A 17,087-nucleotide genomic window follows, 5' to 3' on the forward strand; every position below is an offset into this window, starting at 1 on the left:
CCCCCATGACCGAATTGCTATCCAACTACCTCGGCGGCAAGTGGCAGGCCGGCAGCGGTGCCGGCACGCCCTTGTTCGATCCGGTGCTGGGCGACGAACTGGTGCGCGTGGACGCCACCGGGCTGGACCTCGCGGCCGGCTTCGCCTTTGCCCGCGAACAAGGCGGCGCTGCCCTGCGCGCGTTGACCTATCGCCAGCGCGCCGCGTTGCTGGCCGACATCGTCAAGGTGCTGCAGGCCAATCGCGATGCCTATTACGACATCGCCACGGCCAACAGCGGCACCGTCAGGAACGACTCCGCGGTCGACATCGATGGCGGCATCTTCACGCTGGGCACTTACGCAAAGCTGGGCGATACGCTCGGCGACCGGCACTACCTGCTGGATGGCGAGGCCGCGCGGCTGGGCAAGGACCCGTTGTTCCAGTCCCGGCACGTGCTGGTGCCCACGCGCGGTGTGGCGCTCTTTATCAATGCCTTCAACTTCCCGGGCTGGGGACTGTGGGAGAAGGCGGCGCCGGCATTGCTGGCCGGCGTGCCGGTGATCGTCAAACCCGCTACCGCCACCGCCTGGCTGACCCAGCGCATGGTGCGCGACGTGGTCGAGGCCGGAGTGCTGCCGGCCGGCGCATTGTCGGTGGTGTGCGGCAGCTCGGCCGGACTGCTCGACCAGTTGCAGCCGTTCGACGTGGTGTCGTTCACCGGTTCGGCCGATACGGCCGCGGTGATCCGTTCGCACCCGGCGATCGCGCAGCGCTCGGTGCGCGTGAATATCGAGGCGGACAGCATCAATTCCGCGGTGCTGTTGCCAGGCGACGGCCCGGACACCGAAGCCTTCGACCTGCTGGTCAAGGAATTGGTGCGGGAGATGACGGTCAAGTCAGGCCAGAAATGCACCGCGATCCGGCGCGTGTTCGTGCCCGGGGCGCTGTTCGCGCAAGCTGCCGAGGCCATCGGTGCGCGCCTGTCGAAAGTCACCGTGGGCAACCCGCGCAACGACGCCGTACGCATGGGCGCGCTGGTCAGCCGCGCACAGTTCAACGCCGTACAGGAAGGCCTTGCAAACCTGCGCAAGCATGCACAGGTGCTGCACGACGGCACGCAGCAGCCACTGGTCGATGCCGATCCCGCCGTAGCCTGCTGCATCGGCCCGATCTTGCTCGGCGTCAACGATGCGGACGCCGCCGCCGCGGTGCATGACACCGAAGTCTTCGGCCCCGTAGCCACCCTGCTGCCCTACCGCGATACCGCCCACGCGCTCACGCTGGTGCGCCGCGGCCAGGGCTCGCTGGTGACATCGCTCTATGGCAATGACGCTGCCGCGCTGGGCGCCGCCGCGGTGGAGCTGGCCGACAGCCACGGCCGCGTGCACGTGATCTCGCCCGACGTCGGGCAACTACACACCGGCCACGGCAACGTGATGCCGCAATCGCTGCACGGCGGCCCCGGCCGCGCCGGCGGCGGCGAGGAACTGGGCGGCCTGCGTGCGCTGAATTTCTACCACCGCCGCAGCGCCATCCAGGCCAGCACCGCGGTGCTCGACACCCTCGCCTGACAGTCAGCCATCCGGCTTTACCGCGCCGCCACGCCCGCGTGGCGGCGCGCAGCACACCGTACACCAGAAACGGGGAGACACGCATGACCGCCATCACAGCAGACGTCCCGGTCCAGCCGCCGGGCACGTCCTTCAACTTTGCGGCGCACCTGCTCGGCTGCAACGCGGGGCGCACCGGCAAGACCGCCTATATCGACGACGACGGCCAGCTTAGCTATGGCGAACTGGCGCAGCAGGTGCGCCGCCTGGCCGCCGCGCTGCTTGATGCCGGCATCCGCCGCGAGGAGCGCGTGCTGCTGCTGATGCACGACTGCACGGACTGGCCGGTGTGCTTCCTGGGCGCGATGTATGCCGGCATCGTGCCGGTTGCCGTCAATACGCTGCTGACCGCCGACGACTACGTCTACATGCTGCAGCACAGCCGCGCGCAGGCGGTACTGGTCTCGGCCGCGCTGCTGCCGCTGCTGCAGGAAGCGCTGGCGCGGCCCGGGCATGAAGTCGGCAAGGTGTTCGTGTCGCGGGCGCGCGGGCCGCTGCCGGACGGCATGGTGGCGCTCGATACCGTGCTCGCCACGCAAGCGCCGTTGTCCGCGCCTGCCGCGACCAGTCCCGACGATCCCGGCTTCTGGCTCTATTCGTCCGGCTCGACCGGGCAGCCCAAGGGCGTGGTGCACAGCCACGGAAATCCGTACTGGACAGTCAGCCTGTATGCGGGCCCCGTGCTCGGCCTGCAGGAACAGGACATCTGCTTCTCCGCGGCCAAGCTCTATTTCGCCTACGGGCTCGGCAATGGCCTCAGCTTCCCGCTCAGCGTGGGCGCGACGGTAGTGCTGATGGCCGAGCGGCCCACGCCCGAAGCCACCTTCCGCCGCTGGCGCGAGCAGAAGCCGACCGTATTCTTCGGCGCGCCCACGGGCTATGCCGGCATGCTCGCATCGCCGGCGCTGCCCGCGCGCGACGAGGTGGCGCTGCGGCTGTGCTCGTCCGCCGGCGAGGCGTTGCCCGCCGACATCGGCCAGCGCTTCACCGCGCATTTTGGCTGCGAGATCATCGACGGCATCGGCTCCACCGAGATGCTGCATATCTTCCTGTCGAACCGGCCCGGCCAGGTGCGCTACGGCACCACCGGGTGGCCGGTGCCGGGCTACACCATCGAACTGCGCGACGAGGAAGGCCGCCCGGTGCCCGACGGCGAAATCGGCGACCTCTATATCCAGGGCCCCAGCGCCGCCATGATGTACTGGGCCAACCGCGAGAAGTCGCGCGAGACCTTCCGCGGCGGCTGGACCAAGAGCGGCGACAAGTACGTGCGCAACCCCGACGGCACCTACAGCTACGCCGGGCGCAGCGACGACATGCTCAAGGTCAGCGGCATCTACGTATCGCCGTTCGAGGTCGAGGCCACGCTGGTGCAGCACCCGGCCGTGCTGGAAGCCGCGGTGATCGGCGTGCCCGACCAGGAAGGGCTGGTCAAGACCAAGGCCTTCGTGGTGCTGAAGGCGGGCGCGCAGCTTGGCGACGGCGAGCTGAAGGCCTTCGTCAAGGAACGGCTGGCCGCCTACAAATACCCGCGTGCGATCGAGTTTGTCGAGGCACTGCCCAAGACCGCCACGGGCAAGATCCAGCGTTTCGTATTGCGCGAGCGCGAACTGAAGGCCGCCGAAGAGCGCGCCGCCGCGGTGGCGTGACCGGCGACGCCGGCCGCCCCGCCATACCACCATACCGGAGACAAACCATGCGTCAGATCGATGTCCACAAGCTGGCCGACGAGGCCCGCTTCAACCGCTTCCACGCGCTTATCCTGTTCTGGTGCGCGATCATCATCATCTTCGACGGCTACGACCTGGCCGTCGCCGGTATCGCGCTGCCATCGATCATGAAGCAGATGGGCGTGACGGCCACCAGCGCGGGCTTCATGGTCAGCTCGGCGCTGTTCGGCATGATGTTCGGCGCGATCTTCCTTGGCACCGTGGCCGACCGCATCGGCCGCAGGCGCGCCATCGCCATCTGTATTGCGCTATTCAGCGTCTTCACCGCGGCGGCTGGCTTTACCAGCGACCCGGTAACGTTCAGCATCACGCGCTTTCTCGCAGGCCTGGGCATCGGCGGCGTGATGCCAAACGTGGTGGCGCAGATGACCGAGTACTCGCCGCGCAAGCTGCGCGGCACACTGGTGACGCTGATGTTTAGCGGCTATTCGGTCGGCGGCATGCTGGCCGCGCTGCTGGGCAAGGGGCTGATCGAGAGCTATGGCTGGCAGTCGGTTTTCCTCGCTGCCGGCCTGCCCGTGCTGCTGGTCCCGCTGGTGCTGCGCTCGCTGCCGGAGTCGATGCCCTACCTGCTCCGCACCGGCCAGACCAACGCTCTGCAATCCGTGGTATCGCGCCTGGTGCCGTCGCATCGCGCGCAAGCCGGCGACGTCTTCACGCTGGCTGCGGACGACAACGCCGGCAGCGCGCCGATCCGCCGCCTGTTCCAGGACGGCCGCGGCTTCAGCACGGTGATGTTCTGGGTGGCGTTCTTCATGTGCCTGTTTATGGTGTACGCGCTCAGCTCGTGGCTGACCAAGCTGATGGCGGGCGCGGGCTACAGCCTGGGCTCGGCGCTGACTTTCGTGCTGGTGCTGAACTTCGGCGCCATGCTCGGCGCGATCGGTGGCGGCTGGCTGGCCGACCGGCTGCCGATCAAGTACGTGCTGATCGCCATGTACTCGCTGGCCGCGGTGTCGATCACGCTGCTGGGCTACCCGATGCCCAGCGCAGCGCTGTTCGTCGTGGTGGGCCTGGCAGGTGCTTCCACCATCGGCACGCAGATCGTCACCTATGCCTATGCGGGCCAGTTCTATCCGATGGCAGTGCGCGGCACCGGCATCGGCTGGGCTTCAGGCGTGGGACGCAGCGGCGCCATCCTGGCACCGATCGTGATCGGCGTGCTGGTGGGGATGTCGTTGCCGCTGCAGCAGAACTTCCTGGCGATGGCGATCCCGGCAGTGATTGCGGTGGGGGCGGTGTCGATGATCAATCACCGGCGCTCGGCGTCGGCGCAGGCGGAAGTCGCTGCGCCGCCGGTGAGGGGGGCTGTGAAGGAAGCCTGAGGGACCTTGCTTGCCACTTGGGTGTTCCCCTCTCCCGCTTGCGGGAGAGGGGAACAAACCAGCGGCTCGCTGAAGGGCGTTGCTTACTTGCTGCCCTTCACTGCCGTGTACGCCGTAATCAAATTCCGATAGTCCGGAATATGGTTCGAGAACAGCGTGCCCAGACCCTCGATGTCGTTGCGCCAGTCGCGATGCAGTTCGCAAGCCACGCCGAACCACGACATCAGCTGCGCGCCAGCGTCAGACATCCGTTGCCAGGCCGAATCGCGCGTGATTTCGTTGAAGGTGCCAGAGGCATCGGTCACGACAAAGACTTCGAAACCCTCTTCGATCGCCGACAACGCCGGGAAGGCCACGCAAACCTCGGTGACCACGCCGGCGATCAGCAGTTGCTTCTTGCCGGTGGCACGCACCGCGGCCACGAAGTCCTCGTTATCCCAGGCGTTGATCTGGCCCGGGCGCGGAATGAACGGTGCGTTCGGGAACATGGCCTTGAGCTCGGGCACCATCGGTCCGTTGGGGCCATCCTCGAAGCTGGTGGTCAGGACGGTCGGCAGCTTGAAGTACTTGGCCAGGTCGGCCAGTGCCAGCACGTTGTTCTTGAACTTGTCGGGCTCGATATCCCGCACCAGCGACAGCAGGCCGGCCTGGTGATCGACCATCAGGACGGCGGCCTGGCTCTTGTCCAGGCGCTTGTAGGGCTTGCTCATGACGTTCTCCTGTGAACAGAAGGTGCGGACCCGCGGCGTTCGCCGAGGGTCCGCACCCGGGGTGTGCAGGCCGTTGCCAGCCTGGCGTCAGCGCTTGGAGTCCAGGACCTCGTGGTTCTTCTCCACGTCCTGGGCCTTGAGATAGCTTTCGATCAGCAGGCGGTAGGCCGGGAAGATCTGCGTGTAGACCTCGGCCCATTGCTGCGCGTCGGGGCGGTTCCAGCTCTGCTGCAGTTCAGAGGCCACGGCGGCGGTATCCATCGGCACCACGCCGGCCTGGACGATGCGCGCCAGGGTGATTTCCTGCGCCATCTTGGAATAGGTGCCCGAGGCATCCACCACGGCGAACACCTTGTAGCCGTCGGCCACCGCGCTGATCGACGGGAACGCCATGCACACGCTGGTGATGGTGCCGGCGATGATCAGGGTCTTCTTGCCCGTCTCACGCACCGCGGCGACAAAGTCGGGGTTGTCCCAGGCGTTGATCTCGCCCTTGCGCGCGACGTATTTGGCATGGGGGGCGTTTTCGTGGATTTCCGGAATCAACGGGCCGTTCGGGCCTTGCGGCACGGATGCCGTGGTGATCACTGGCAGCTTGCACAGCGTCGCCATCTTGGCCAGCGCGGCAGCACGGGCGCGCAGCTCAGGCATCGGCATATCACCAACGGTCTGGAACAGGCCGCTCTGGTGGTCGATCAGCAGCATGGCCGTATCGGCGGGATCCAGTACCGGACGCTTGCCGTTGAAATTCGCGGGTGTGGTCATGTGGCTTTCTCCTATGCGGTTGGCGAAACCGGCGACTCGGGGCAGTCCCAAGCCGACCGTGTGGGCAAAGCATAGGTCTTGGCAGATCGCACCGGTAGGACGGAAAATCTGCCCTCAGCGTCCTACTGGCAGGACGACAGGAGCCGCCCGCTTGCATCCCGACCTGAATGACCTGTATTACTTCGCGCAGGTAGTCGACCACCAGGGCTTTGCGCCCGCCGGGCGCGTGCTCGGCATACCCAAGTCCAAGCTGAGCCGGCGCGTGGCCATGCTGGAAGAGCGCCTCGGCGTGCGCCTGATCCAGCGCTCGACGCGGCGCTTCTCCGTGACAGAACTGGGACAGAGGTACTACACCCACTGCAAGGCCATGCTGGTGGAGGCCGAAGCGGCCGAGAGCGCGATCGTGCAAACCCGCGCCGAACCCAGCGGCCTGGTGCGCATGAGCTGCCCGGTGGCGCTGCTGCACGCGCGCGTGGGCGACATGATTGCGGATTTCATGGCGGCGAACCCCAAGGTCATCGTGCACCTGGAAGCCACCAACCGGCGCGTGGACGTGGTGGCAGAGGGGATCGACCTGGCCATCCGCGTGCGCGTGCCGCCACTGGAAGACAGCGACCTGGTGATGCGCGTGCTGGCCGAGCGCGCCTGGTGCTTCGTGGCCAGCCCGGCGCTGCTGGCCGGCCATGGGCCGCTGCTGGCGCCCGCGGACCTCAACGCGCTGCCAACGCTGGACCTGGGCCCGCCGCGCCCCTCGCACACCTGGTCGCTGTATGGCCCCGATGGCGCCAGCGCCGACCTGCACCACAAGCCCCGGCTGGTCACCGACGACATGATCATGCTGCGCACCGCGGCCGTGGCCGGTGCCGGCATCGTGCAGCTGCCGGTCATGATGATGACCGACGAGCTGCGCGATGGCCGGCTGGTGAAGGTCCTGCCGGACTGGTCGGTCAGGGGCGGCGTGATCCACGCCGTGTTCCCGTCACGGCGCGGGCTGCTGCCTTCGGTGCGTGAACTGATCGACTTCCTGTCGCAGCGCTTCGCGCAGATCAGCGAACACTGAGCACTACAAGGCGGCCGCACCAGGGGCACTGCCCGTCACGCGGGCAGGATTGGCCCGGAAGTGGTATCATTCGGCATTCTATGCACGGATCGGCAACGCCCGACATCCGTGCGCCAGCCGCAAGACAATCTCACAAAAGCATTCAGCGGCGGCATATCGGGCGTACACCCGATGCGTCTTTGGGCCGAACGGCCCACCACCCTTATCCGACCGGCGGCATGTCCGCTCCGCAACGATCGCCCCTGTACCCGGCGCATCGGCTTGCGCAGGCATGGTCCACTTCACGCCAGATTCAACGCCCGTGCTGCCGCGCGGGCCCGACGCTGGCACACAGCAACGGCGAACGGCCGCCACCGCGCGACGCTCAGCATCGGCAATCCGATGCACCGCGCCACCTGCGGCCGCGCCCATGAACAGGCATCACATTGAATCGAATCAACCCTACCCCTTACACCGTTTCCGTCTATCCCATCCAGCAGGAACCCGGCCTCTGGTTCGCGACCTACATGATTGCGGAATACCGCAATGGCGCCGAACGCATCGTCGCCAACGTGGCAATGCGCCACGACACGCACCGCTCTGAAGCCCGCGCGAGGCAGTCAGCCCGCCGTGCCGGCGAACGCGCCGCGGCACGCCTGCGCCAGCAGTAAGCCAGGCATAGCAAGCCCCATCCCATCGGCCAGTTGGTGTCCAGTTGGCCGTCACAACAGCTCGCGCACAAGCGGCGCGGCTACAGCAAGGAGCCTCCTTGGCAAAAGAAGAACTGGTCGAATTTGGCGGCAAGGTGTCGGAAGTCCTGCCCGACAACCGTTTCCGCGTGATCCTGGAAAACGGCTTCGAAGTCTGGGCGTACTCGTCCGGACGGCTGAAGAAGAACCGCATCCGCGTGCTGGCGGGCGACCGCGTCACGCTGGAGATGTCGCCCTACGACCTCACCAAGGGACGCATCAACTACCGGCACAAGTCGTAAAGCCAGCGTCCCCTCGCCATGGCATGCGCCGCGCCGGCGCGTGCCGTCCCGCTAACGATTCATCCCTCAATCAAGGAGAACCGATCATGTCCGTCATCGAAGAATGGGAAGCCGTGCACCTGACGCCCGAAGGCTGGCAGGCAGGCAGTTACCGGCATGCACCGTGGCAGGCGGTTGAAGTCGCACCGCCCGCGTCAGGCGTGCTGACCGTCAGGCGCCATGTGACGGCCACCTATTGCGGGCCGTCGCGCGCGGTGGAAGACCGTACTCCCGAGATCGCCGACATGGCGCTGATCGAGGCGCTGCTGGAGCGCCACGGCGACCCAGTATTCCAGATCTGACTGACCGGGCTTGACGATTGCGTGCGGCCTCAGCCAAGCACGCGCACATGCGGCCGGGCCGTCCTGAGCCCCGCGCCGACCGGCCTCAGCTCGCCGTCCCATGGTGAGGCGGCGAGGTCCAGAACCGAATCGCCCTCGCGTGCCTTGTCGTGCAACTGGTCGCGCACCACCTGGCCGATGGCCAGGCGGCACAGCGCCTCGCCGCTGGCGGCAAGCTGACCCTGCAGGGCCCCTTGCTCGGCCAGCACGCCGAACGACCGCCGCCCCACACCCACGAAGCTGGTGAACAGCACCCCAGTGGGACGCTCCGCATCGATAAAGCAGACTGCTACGTGATAGGTGATGCCTTTGCCCTCACCGGGCAACGTGCACAGAAAACCAGATGATCCCGAACGCATGTCCATGAACGGACTCCTTGCAGTCTGACGGATAGCGCCGCGCCTGTTTCCCCGCTCCGCAAACGGCCTGTATCAGGCCGCTGCGGAACCGGATAATACCTAGATCGACGTCACGGATTCGCCGGCGACCAGGCCATTGATGATATCTTCGCCGAACTGCAGCGCACCGCGGCGCGCCGAGCCGATGTTCTCCCAACGCGATTCACCCATGGGGTACACGCGCGCATGGTCGCTGCCAGGGCGATAGCCCTCGCGGCAAATCACGATCGACGCGAGGAAGCTGTTGTCGGGCTTGATGCGCGGCCAGGCCTGCTCAGGCCGATGGCGATAAACCAGGGGATACAGATCGAAACCCTTGTAGCTGGCAAAGGGCGTACTGCCGGGAACAGTGTTGCCGGGACTGCGGCTGGGACTGCTGTCGCTCACGACATCTCCATGCGGCATCGTGCCGCGCTGATAGGAAGGATTGCTGAACTCATGTGGATCACGCGCACGACATGAGCTATGGCCCTGCGCGGGCGTCAGTGGTAAAGAATGCACCACGGCGCCAGGGCCCGTCGTCGGACCTTCAGGACGCCATCGGCGCGCCGGCCGTTGTTACCGATACCCCCGGCACCGCGCCATTGATGATGGCCTCGGCATAGCGCAACGCACCGCGTCGCGCGCCACCGACGTTATCCCACGGTGCAGCGTCCAGGCGGAACGTGCGCGCCTGCATGCCTTCGGGCGACTCGCCTTCCAGGCAGATCACCACGGCAGCATCGAAGGAACGGTCGGGCCGCGGCTCGGGCCATATGCGCTCGGCGGCGTGCTTGTACACCAGGGGATAGAGGTCGTATCCCTTGTAAGTTGCAGCCGGATAGATATCCATGGCAGCCTCCGCCGTTTGGTGATCCTGCCCCCACTCTACGCTTGTTGCCGCGCCAGCAGTGGCTTTATTTCACCGTTGCGGGGAATAGCGGCAACGGAAATAAAAAAGCTCCGCGTTGGCGGAGCTTTTTTCATTGGACTGGCGCCTCGGCGCTCAGCTCAACTCAGGTCGGTGCGATTCAGATCGGCTCGATCTTGGTCGCGGCCGGGCCCTTTTGGCCGACGCCAGCGACGTAACGCACCTTCTGGCCTTCTTGCAGCGACTTGAAGCCGTTGCCCTGGATTTCGGAGAAGTGCGCGAACAGGTCGTTGCCGCCTGCATCAGGCGTAATGAAGCCAAAACCCTTCGAATCGTTAAACCACTTGACGGTACCGGTTTCCATGTTGGATTCCTCAATAAGTTTTTTCTCACCGGCAAAAGCGCCGGCAAGGCATGACGATCAAGGAAGACACAAGGAGAAAAAGTGGCGCCGTGTGGGCAAGCACCTGGACTTCTAGGTTGCTGCTTGAAAGATCCTGCACTCAACCTTATACAGGCCCCACTCAGGCATGTCAATGAACTTCGCCGGATCGGGTCCAAATCACATGGAAAGTGCCGGGTTGAGGGTCTCGCCGGGCGAAATCCCGTGTGCGCCGCATGTGCACGTCCACTTCCGGCCCCGAAGGCGCCGGCATGCTACAGTGGCCGATCGAACGGAACAGACACGGATGACACTCTGCACTGCCTGCCAGGCCATTGAACGCCACGTGCGCGGCGCCCCCGGGCACGCGGCACTGCGCATCACCGACACCCGACGCATAAAGCCCGCCGGTTCCGCCGCCATCACCATCAGCAGCTTCGTCTGCCAGGACTGCGGCGCGCTCTGGACGTACCGTGACCAGAAGAGCGGTCCGGAACAGGGGTGGGACATCCATATGGAAGCGCAGCAGCCATAGCGCCATCTGCGGCGCAAAAAGAAAAACCCCGGGCCAGGGCCCGGGGTTGCGACACCTGCCGGCCCGCCAGGCGGGCCAGTCCGGTCAGGCCGTCACGGTCGACAGCGCGGCGTTCAGCGTCTGGCTCGGGCGCATTGCGGCGCTGAGCTTGTCGGCTTCCGGCATGTAATAGCCGCCGATATCCACCGGCTTGCCCTGCACGGCGCCCAGTTCGCCAACGATCTTCTGCTCGTTGTCGGTCAGCGTCTTGGCCAGCGGCGCAAACTTGGTGGCCAGTTCCGCGTCGTCCGACTGGACGGCGAGTTCCTGCGCCCAGTACATCGCCAGGTAGAACTGGCTGCCGCGGTTGTCCAGCTGGCCGGTCTTGGGCGACGGGCTCTTGTTGTTGTCCAGCAGCTTGCCGGTAGCAGCATCCAGCGTCTTGGCCAGGATCTTGGCGCGCGCGTTGCCGGTCTTGATGCCCACGTCTTCCAGCGACACCGCCAGCGCCAGGAACTCGCCCAGCGAATCCCAGCGCAGGTGATTCTCTTCCACCAGCTGCTTGACGTGCTTCGGTGCCGAACCGCCGGCGCCGGTTTCATACATGCCGCCGCCGGCCATCAGCGGGACGATCGACAGCATCTTGGCGCTGGTGCCCAGTTCCATGATCGGGAACAGGTCGGTCAGGTAGTCGCGCAGGATGTTGCCAGTCACCGAGATGGTGTCCAGGCCGCGGATCACGCGCTCCAGCGTGTAGCGCATGGCGCGCACCTGCGACATGATCTGGATGTCCAGGCCGGTGGTGTCGTAGCCCTTCAGGTAGGCCTCGACCTTCTTGATCAGCTCGGCCTCGTGCGGACGGTACGGGTCCAGCCAGAACACGGCCGGCATGCCCGAGTTGCGCGCGCGCGTGACGGCCAGCTTGACCCAGTCGCGGATCGGCGCATCCTTGACTTGGCACATGCGCCAGATGTCGCCCTGCTCAACGTCCTGCGTCAGCAGCACTTCACCGGTGGCCAGGTCGACGATGTTGGCGACGCCGTCTTCGGCGATCTCGAAGGTCTTGTCGTGCGAGCCGTATTCTTCGGCCTTCTGCGCCATCAGGCCCACGTTGGGCACAGTGCCCATGGTGGTCGGGTCGAAGTTGCCGTTGGTCTTGCAGAAGTTGATGATCTCCTGGTAGATGCGGGCAAAGGTGCTTTCCGGGATCACGGCCTTGGTGTCCTTCGGACGGCCGTCGGCACCCCACATCTTGCCGCCGATGCGGATCATGGCCGGCATCGAGGCATCGACGATCACGTCGTTGGGCGCGTGCAGGTTGGAGATGCCCTTGGCCGAATCCACCATGGCCAGTTCCGGGCGATGCTCGTGGCAGGCGTGCAGGTCGCGGATGATCTCTTCGCGCTTGGAGCTGGGCAGCGCCTCGATCTTCTCGTACAGGTTGACCAGGCCGTTGTTGACGTTCACGCCCAGTTCATCGAACAGCGCGCCGTGCTTGGCAAAGGCTTCCTTGTAGAAGATCTTGACGGCGTGGCCGAACACGATCGGGTGCGACACCTTCATCATGGTCGCCTTGACGTGCAGCGACAGCATCACGCCGGTCTTGCGCGCGTCTTCGAACTGCTCTTCATAGAAGTCGCACAGCGCCTTCTTGCTCATGAACATGCTGTCGATGATCTCGCCATCCAGCAGCGAGACCTTGGGCTTGAGCACGATGGTCTTGCCGCTCTTGGTGACCAGTTCCATCTTGACGTCACGCGCCTTGTCCAGGGTCATGGACTTTTCGCCGTGGTAGAAGTCACCATGCTTCATGTGCGCCACGTGCGTGCGCGAAGCCATGCTCCACTCGCCCATGCTGTGCGGGTGCTTGCGCGCGAAGTTCTTGACCGCTGCCGGTGCGCGGCGGTCGGAGTTGCCCTCGCGCAGGACCGGGTTCACGGCGCTGCCCAGGCACTTGGAGTAGCGCTTCTGGATGGCCTTTTCTTCGTCGGTCTTCGGGTCTTCCGGATAGTCCGGCACCTTGTAGCCCTTGCCCTGCAGTTCACGGATGGCGCTCACCAGCTGGTGCACCGAGGCGCTGATGTTGGGCAGCTTGATGATGTTGGTGTCCGGCAGCTGCGTCAGCTTGCCCAGCTCGGCCAGGTTGTCCGGCACGCGCTGTGCTTCGGTCAGGAATTCGGGGAATTCGCCCAGGATACGGCCGGCCACCGAGATATCGCTGGTGGTCACGTTGATGCCGGCCGGCTTGGTGAAGGTCTGGATGATCGGGAGGAACGCACTGGTCGCCAGCAGCGGAGCTTCGTCGGTCAGCGTGTAGATGATGGTGGGTTGCTGGTTACTCATTGCTTCTCTCAGATCCTCGAACGGGTGGTGGGACATCCGCCTGCTGGGTCACAGCCGGCGGCAAACTAGGCGAAAAATAGAATTTTGCCTCAGTTTGCTTTCAGGGGCCTGAAATCCCACTGCTTTTTGCGCGGCTATCGGCAAAAATCCGGACGCCGGTGCCGCATTGGGCCGCCCGCGCAGCATGATTGTTCGCAGATTGCACCGGCACGGTGCCCGCATGGCGCCTACGCTGCGGCGCAACATGACCGGGCCGTGCGCCCCGCGGATCACAGTCCTGTCAAACTTGGCGTCGACAATGCAGGGTTTTGTCCTCTTCAACGCCAAGGAAAACCACAATGTCTCGTCATTTGCTGCTGGCCCAGGCGGCCATCGCACTGGGCTGCCTGGGGGTGGCGCAGGCCTGGGCGCAGGCCCCTGCTGCCTACCCCGCCACGCTGGCCGGCCACGCGGTGCTGCCGGCCCAGACCCTGCTTGCCGTGCCGAAGGACGCGCCCGCTGACCTGCAGGTCAGCGGCAAGTTCACCACCGCGCAGCGTGTGGACACGCCGGGCACGGTCGAAGGCAAGTCCAATGGCCGCCCCACCGGCGTGTCGCTGCCGTTCCGCGGCCAGCCGGCACAGGGGCATTCCGGCATCAAGCGCATGGCCGACGGCAGTTTCTGGGTGCTGACCGACAACGGCGCCGGCGCCAAGGCCAACTCGCCGGACTTCATGCTGTACCTGAACCACTACAAGGTGGACTTTGGCAGCGGCCGCCTGCAGCGCCTGAAGACCATCTTCCTGCACGACCCCGACAAGAAGGTGCCGTTCCGCATCGTCCACGAGGGCACCAGGCAGCGCTACCTGACGGGGTCGGATTTCGATACGGAGAGCTTCCAGTTCGCCGGCGGCGCGCTGTGGATCGGCGATGAATTCGGCCCGTTCCTGATCAAGGCGGACCTGGACGGCAAGGTACTGGCCGTGTTCGACACCATGGTCGACGGCAAGGTGGTGCGCTCGCCCGACCATCCCGCCGTCACCGCGCCCGGCGCGCCGGACGGCAGCGTGAAGTTCCAGGTGCGGCGCTCCAAGGGTTTCGAGGGCATGGCGTCCTCGCCCGACGGCAGCAAGCTGTACGCGCTGCTGGAAGGCGCGCTGTGGGACGAGGCCGCCAAGGGTTACGAGAACGAAGGCGGCAAGCCCTACCTGCGCGTGCTGGAGTTTGATGTCAGGCAGCAGGCCTGGACCGGCCGCCACTGGAAATACGTGCTGGAAGGCGCCAGCCATGCCATCGGCGACTTCAACATGATCGATGCCACCACCGGCCTTATCATCGAGCGCGACAACGGCGAAGGCACGCCGGACAAGGCCTGCCCGGCCGGGCAGAAGCGCCCGGACTGCTTTGACGACGTGGCCAAGTTCAAGCGCGTGTACAAGGTCGAACTGAGCGATGCCAACGCCGGCGGGCCGCTGCGCAAGATCGGCTATATCGACCTGCTGCGCATTGCCGATCCGGGCAAGCTTGCGCGCAAGCCGTTGACGGATGGCGTGCTGGCGTTCCCCTTTTTCACCATCGAGAACGTCGACGTGGTCGACGCCACGCATATCGTGGTGGGCAACGACAACAACCTGCCCTTCAGCAGCAGCCGCGAGCCGAACCAGGCGGATGACAATGAGCTGGTGTTGCTGGAGGTGGCGGATTTCTTGAAGGCGCGGTGAGCGTCTGCTGTGATGGGGGATTCTCCCCTCTCCCGCTTGCGGGAGAGGGGAGAAAACAAACAGGGTGCGCTTACGCCGCCAGCCTGAACGTCGACACTGCCTCTTTCAGCCGCTGTGCCTGCTCCTCCAGCGAGCCCGCTGCAGCGGCGGCCTCTTCCACCAGCGCCGCGTTCTGCTGCGTCACGGTATCCATTTGCGTCACCGCCTGGTTGACCTGCTCGATCCCCGCGCTCTGCTCGGCCGAGGCCGCGCTGATCTCGCCCATGATGTCGGTCACGCGCTTGACCGCGGCAACGATCTCCACCATGGTCTGGCCGGCCTGCGTCACCTGCATCGAACCCTTCTCGACGCGATCGACCGAATCCCCGATCAGCGCCTTGATTTCCTTGGCGGCAGAGGCGCTGCGCTGCGCGAGCGTGCGCACCTCGCCCGCGACCACGGCGAAGCCGCGGCCCTGTTCGCCGGCACGCGCCGCTTCCACCGCGGCATTGAGCGCCAGGATATTGGTCTGGAAAGCGATGCCTTCAATCACGGCGATGATGTCGACCACCTTCCTCGACGCGCCGTTGATCTCTTCCATGGTCTCGGCAACCTTGCCCGCCGCGTCGCCGCCCTTCTCGGCGATGTCCGAGGCATTGACCGCCAGCGTGCTGGCCTGTCGCGCGTTGTCCGCGTTCTGGCGCACGATGCTGGTCAGCTCTTCCATGCTGGCCGCGGTCTGCTGCAGCGACGAGGCCTGTTCTTCCGTGCGCTGCGACAGGTCGGTGTTGCCGGCCGCGATCTGGCTGGTGCCGGACACGATCGACTCCGTGCCCGCGCGCACCTGGCGCACGATGCGCAGGATATTGGCGTTCATGTCCGCCAGCGCCTGCAGCAGCTGTCCGGTTTCATCGCGGCTGTCGACGTCGATGCGGCTGGTCAGGTCGCCCGACGCCACGGTGCGCGCCACCGCCACGGCGCGATGCAGCGGCCGCGTGATGCCCGCCGTCAGCCATACCGAGAACGCGATGCCGATCGCCAGCACCACCACGCCCAGCCCGATCAGGCTATTGCGGGCGTTGACGTAGATGCCGTTGATATCGCGCGCGGTGGCGTCGATGCTGGCGCGCTGGGTGTCGAGCAGCTTCTGGATCTCGCCCAGGTAGGCGTCGCCGGCGGGAACGAAGTCTTTCTCCAGCACCTGGTTGGCCTCTTCGGTCAGCCCCTCTTGCTTGAGTTTGGTGATCTTGTCGCGGCCGTTGTTGTACGGGTCGCGCACACTCAGGATCTTCTGGAATGCGGCCTTCTCCTCGGCCGAGCTGAGCATCGGCTGGAGCTTGTCGCGCAGCGCGGCGATGCCTTCGATCGACGCCTTGGTCTCGGCCGCGAAGAATGCCCCGAGCGACGGGTCGGCACTGCGCGCCACCGCCGTGGTGCGGCGCACGCTGGTGTGCATGAGGCGGTACCAGTCGCTGACCAGCCGCTCCTTGGTCAGCGGCTGCTGCATCATTGCGTGCGTGCGCTCAGCCACCTGTTGCAGGCGCATCATGCCGAATACCGTCATGAGCGCAGAAAGCAGCAATACCACCCCAAAGCCGATGCCGAGGCGGACCCCGATGCCTAGATTCTTCATGTCTTCTACCTGATTAGCACTGGTTACGGCGAAGTGCCGGTCCGCGCCTGGGACCGGCGCGGCGTTCTTCGCTCTCATCGTCCGCGGACGGGCCCGGTCGGGCCGACGCACTTGCGGGCTATGGATGCCAACGGCATGGGGTCCGGAATCTTTAGGGTCTTCCTCGATTGACGGCCAGAAGTGTGCGGATACCGGCTATAGTGGACAGGAATCCGGCCGAAGGGAGCATGCCAACCCCGCCGCCGGCCACCCTGCCAGTCCTTCCAGAAGGAGACCCAGCATGGCCACGCCTCCCAATCCCTTTGCAGACTTCACCAAGATGATGGAACAGTTCCGCCTGCCGGGCGTGGACATGAGCGCGGTAATCGAAGCGCGCCGCAAGGACATCGAGGCCCTGACCGAGGCCAACAAGCTGGCCTATGAGGGTATCCAGGCCGTCGTGCAGAAGCAGCAGGAGATCTTCGCCCAGACCATGCAGCAGCTGCAGGCGGCCGCTCAGCAGTACAGCACCGCGGGCAATCCTGCCGAGGCCATGGCCAAGCACAGTGAATTCGTGCAGCAGCAGCTGCACCAGGCATTGGAGAACATGCGCGCGCTGGCCGAAACCGCGCAGAAGGCGCAGGCCGAGGCGCTTGCGGTGATCAGCAAGCGCGCCGAGCAGAATGTGAAGGAGGCTGGCGAGTTGCTCAAGCCGAAGACCAAAGGCTAGCGCAGACCACCGCTAGCGCTGCTCGGGCGGGCTGGGGCAATCGCCCC

At 65.6% G+C, this 17,087-nt stretch carries 18 protein-coding genes; 10 read left to right on the forward strand and 8 right to left on the reverse strand.

What is annotated here, in order from left to right; all coding sequences use genetic code 11:
• The first annotated feature begins 5 nt into the window (after positions 1-5).
• The 3 genes from KB879_RS14640 to KB879_RS14650 all read left to right on the forward strand — a co-directional run bounded on the left by KB879_RS14640 (position 6) and on the right by KB879_RS14650 (position 4,647).
• Positions 6-1,553, forward strand: coding sequence for a 3,4-dehydroadipyl-CoA semialdehyde dehydrogenase (locus KB879_RS14640; protein ID WP_041228688.1), 1,548 nt, complete (start codon positions 6-8; stop codon positions 1,551-1,553).
• Positions 1,554-1,636: 83 nt separating this feature from the next.
• A complete protein-coding gene (locus KB879_RS14645) occupies positions 1,637-3,241 on the forward strand; it encodes a benzoate-CoA ligase family protein (protein WP_013953519.1) in 1,605 nt (534 codons plus the stop codon).
• Between the two features lie 47 nt (positions 3,242-3,288).
• On the forward strand, positions 3,289-4,647 hold the full coding sequence (locus tag KB879_RS14650) for an MFS transporter (RefSeq protein WP_211981897.1): 1,359 nt from the start codon (positions 3,289-3,291) through the stop codon (positions 4,645-4,647).
• A gap of 83 nt (positions 4,648-4,730) precedes the next feature.
• On the opposite strand, the gene ycaC is transcribed toward KB879_RS14650, so the two are convergent.
• Together ycaC and KB879_RS14660 are read right to left on the reverse strand one after the other, a co-directional pair.
• The gene (ycaC, locus tag KB879_RS14655) at positions 4,731-5,357 is read right to left on the reverse strand and encodes an isochorismate family cysteine hydrolase YcaC (RefSeq protein ID WP_013953521.1); all 627 of its coding nucleotides are present in this window, start codon (positions 5,355-5,357) and stop codon (positions 4,731-4,733) included.
• An 87-nt stretch (positions 5,358-5,444) separates the two neighbouring features.
• Complete coding sequence (locus KB879_RS14660; RefSeq protein WP_013953523.1) at positions 5,445-6,122, reverse strand: isochorismatase family protein; 678 nt, start codon at positions 6,120-6,122, stop codon at positions 5,445-5,447.
• A gap of 151 nt (positions 6,123-6,273) precedes the next feature.
• Here KB879_RS14660 and KB879_RS14665 point away from each other — a divergent pair, with 151 nt between their 5' ends.
• From KB879_RS14665 to KB879_RS14680, 4 genes are all read left to right on the forward strand, one after another.
• Entirely contained in the window at positions 6,274-7,182 is a 909-nt protein-coding gene (locus KB879_RS14665) for a LysR family transcriptional regulator (protein WP_211981898.1), read from the forward strand.
• A 425-nt stretch (positions 7,183-7,607) separates the two neighbouring features.
• The gene (locus KB879_RS14670) at positions 7,608-7,832 is read left to right on the forward strand and encodes a hypothetical protein (protein ID WP_013953524.1); all 225 of its coding nucleotides are present in this window, start codon (positions 7,608-7,610) and stop codon (positions 7,830-7,832) included.
• A 98-nt stretch (positions 7,833-7,930) separates the two neighbouring features.
• Positions 7,931-8,152 (forward strand): translation initiation factor IF-1, encoded by a 222-nt coding sequence (gene infA / locus KB879_RS14675; RefSeq protein ID WP_008646230.1) that lies wholly within the window; start codon positions 7,931-7,933, stop codon positions 8,150-8,152.
• A gap of 86 nt (positions 8,153-8,238) precedes the next feature.
• A complete protein-coding gene (locus KB879_RS14680) occupies positions 8,239-8,493 on the forward strand; it encodes a hypothetical protein (protein WP_013953525.1) in 255 nt (84 codons plus the stop codon).
• Between the two features lie 29 nt (positions 8,494-8,522).
• Here the strand turns inward: KB879_RS14680 and KB879_RS14685 are convergent, their stop codons facing one another.
• The 4 genes from KB879_RS14685 to KB879_RS14700 all read right to left on the reverse strand — a co-directional run bounded on the left by KB879_RS14685 (position 8,523) and on the right by KB879_RS14700 (position 10,144).
• A complete protein-coding gene (locus KB879_RS14685) occupies positions 8,523-8,897 on the reverse strand; it encodes a hypothetical protein (protein WP_013953526.1) in 375 nt (124 codons plus the stop codon).
• Between the two features lie 93 nt (positions 8,898-8,990).
• Positions 8,991-9,317 (reverse strand): hypothetical protein, encoded by a 327-nt coding sequence (locus KB879_RS14690; RefSeq protein ID WP_041228690.1) that lies wholly within the window; start codon positions 9,315-9,317, stop codon positions 8,991-8,993.
• 142 nt (positions 9,318-9,459) lie between these two features.
• Positions 9,460-9,762 (reverse strand): hypothetical protein, encoded by a 303-nt coding sequence (locus KB879_RS14695; protein ID WP_013953528.1) that lies wholly within the window; start codon positions 9,760-9,762, stop codon positions 9,460-9,462.
• A 178-nt stretch (positions 9,763-9,940) separates the two neighbouring features.
• Positions 9,941-10,144 carry a cold-shock protein gene (locus KB879_RS14700; protein ID WP_010812830.1) on the reverse strand — a complete coding sequence of 68 codons (204 nt, stop codon included), beginning with the start codon at positions 10,142-10,144 and terminating at the stop codon, positions 9,941-9,943.
• 325 nt (positions 10,145-10,469) lie between these two features.
• On the opposite strand from KB879_RS14700, the gene KB879_RS14705 reads away from it, so the two are divergent.
• The gene (locus KB879_RS14705) at positions 10,470-10,697 is read left to right on the forward strand and encodes a hypothetical protein (protein ID WP_018308943.1); all 228 of its coding nucleotides are present in this window, start codon (positions 10,470-10,472) and stop codon (positions 10,695-10,697) included.
• A gap of 84 nt (positions 10,698-10,781) precedes the next feature.
• Here KB879_RS14705 and KB879_RS14710 read toward each other — a convergent pair whose 3' ends face one another.
• Positions 10,782-13,019, reverse strand: coding sequence for an NADP-dependent isocitrate dehydrogenase (locus KB879_RS14710; protein ID WP_041228691.1), 2,238 nt, complete (start codon positions 13,017-13,019; stop codon positions 10,782-10,784).
• Between the two features lie 338 nt (positions 13,020-13,357).
• Between KB879_RS14710 and KB879_RS14715 the strand changes: the two genes are divergently transcribed.
• Complete coding sequence (locus tag KB879_RS14715) at positions 13,358-14,719, forward strand: esterase-like activity of phytase family protein (protein ID WP_013953532.1); 1,362 nt, start codon at positions 13,358-13,360, stop codon at positions 14,717-14,719.
• 70 nt (positions 14,720-14,789) lie between these two features.
• On the opposite strand, the gene KB879_RS14720 is transcribed toward KB879_RS14715, so the two are convergent.
• Positions 14,790-16,331, reverse strand: a complete 1,542-nt coding sequence (locus tag KB879_RS14720; protein ID WP_211981899.1) for a methyl-accepting chemotaxis protein — start codon at positions 16,329-16,331, stop codon at positions 14,790-14,792.
• 280 nt (positions 16,332-16,611) lie between these two features.
• On the opposite strand from KB879_RS14720, the gene KB879_RS14725 reads away from it, so the two are divergent.
• Entirely contained in the window at positions 16,612-17,040 is a 429-nt protein-coding gene (locus tag KB879_RS14725; RefSeq protein ID WP_013953534.1) for a phasin family protein, read from the forward strand.
• Positions 17,041-17,087: the final 47 nt, after the last annotated feature.

The sequence above is a fragment of the Cupriavidus sp. KK10 genome, assembly GCF_018223725.1.
GTDB lineage: Bacteria > Pseudomonadota > Gammaproteobacteria > Burkholderiales > Burkholderiaceae > Cupriavidus > Cupriavidus necator.

Excerpts from the sequence above, each read along its gene's own strand:
- KB879_RS14640 (WP_041228688.1), top strand. The coding sequence starts at position 6 with ATGACCGAATTGCTATCCAACTACCTCGGCGGCAAGTGGCAGGCCGGC.
- KB879_RS14645 (WP_013953519.1), top strand. The coding sequence starts at position 1,637 with ATGACCGCCATCACAGCAGACGTCCCGGTCCAGCCGCCGGGCACGTCC.
- KB879_RS14650 (WP_211981897.1), top strand. The coding sequence starts at position 3,289 with ATGCGTCAGATCGATGTCCACAAGCTGGCCGACGAGGCCCGCTTCAAC.
- ycaC (WP_013953521.1), bottom strand. The coding sequence starts at position 5,357 with ATGAGCAAGCCCTACAAGCGCCTGGACAAGAGCCAGGCCGCCGTCCTG.
- KB879_RS14660 (WP_013953523.1), bottom strand. The coding sequence starts at position 6,122 with ATGACCACACCCGCGAATTTCAACGGCAAGCGTCCGGTACTGGATCCC.
- KB879_RS14680 (WP_013953525.1), top strand. The coding sequence starts at position 8,239 with ATGTCCGTCATCGAAGAATGGGAAGCCGTGCACCTGACGCCCGAAGGC.
- KB879_RS14685 (WP_013953526.1), bottom strand. The coding sequence starts at position 8,897 with ATGGACATGCGTTCGGGATCATCTGGTTTTCTGTGCACGTTGCCCGGT.
- KB879_RS14695 (WP_013953528.1), bottom strand. The coding sequence starts at position 9,762 with ATGGATATCTATCCGGCTGCAACTTACAAGGGATACGACCTCTATCCC.
- KB879_RS14700 (WP_010812830.1), bottom strand. The coding sequence starts at position 10,144 with ATGGAAACCGGTACCGTCAAGTGGTTTAACGATTCGAAGGGTTTTGGC.
- KB879_RS14705 (WP_018308943.1), top strand. The coding sequence starts at position 10,470 with ATGACACTCTGCACTGCCTGCCAGGCCATTGAACGCCACGTGCGCGGC.
- KB879_RS14710 (WP_041228691.1), bottom strand. The coding sequence starts at position 13,019 with ATGAGTAACCAGCAACCCACCATCATCTACACGCTGACCGACGAAGCT.
- KB879_RS14715 (WP_013953532.1), top strand. The coding sequence starts at position 13,358 with ATGTCTCGTCATTTGCTGCTGGCCCAGGCGGCCATCGCACTGGGCTGC.
- KB879_RS14720 (WP_211981899.1), bottom strand. The coding sequence starts at position 16,331 with ATGAAGAATCTAGGCATCGGGGTCCGCCTCGGCATCGGCTTTGGGGTG.
- KB879_RS14725 (WP_013953534.1), top strand. The coding sequence starts at position 16,612 with ATGGCCACGCCTCCCAATCCCTTTGCAGACTTCACCAAGATGATGGAA.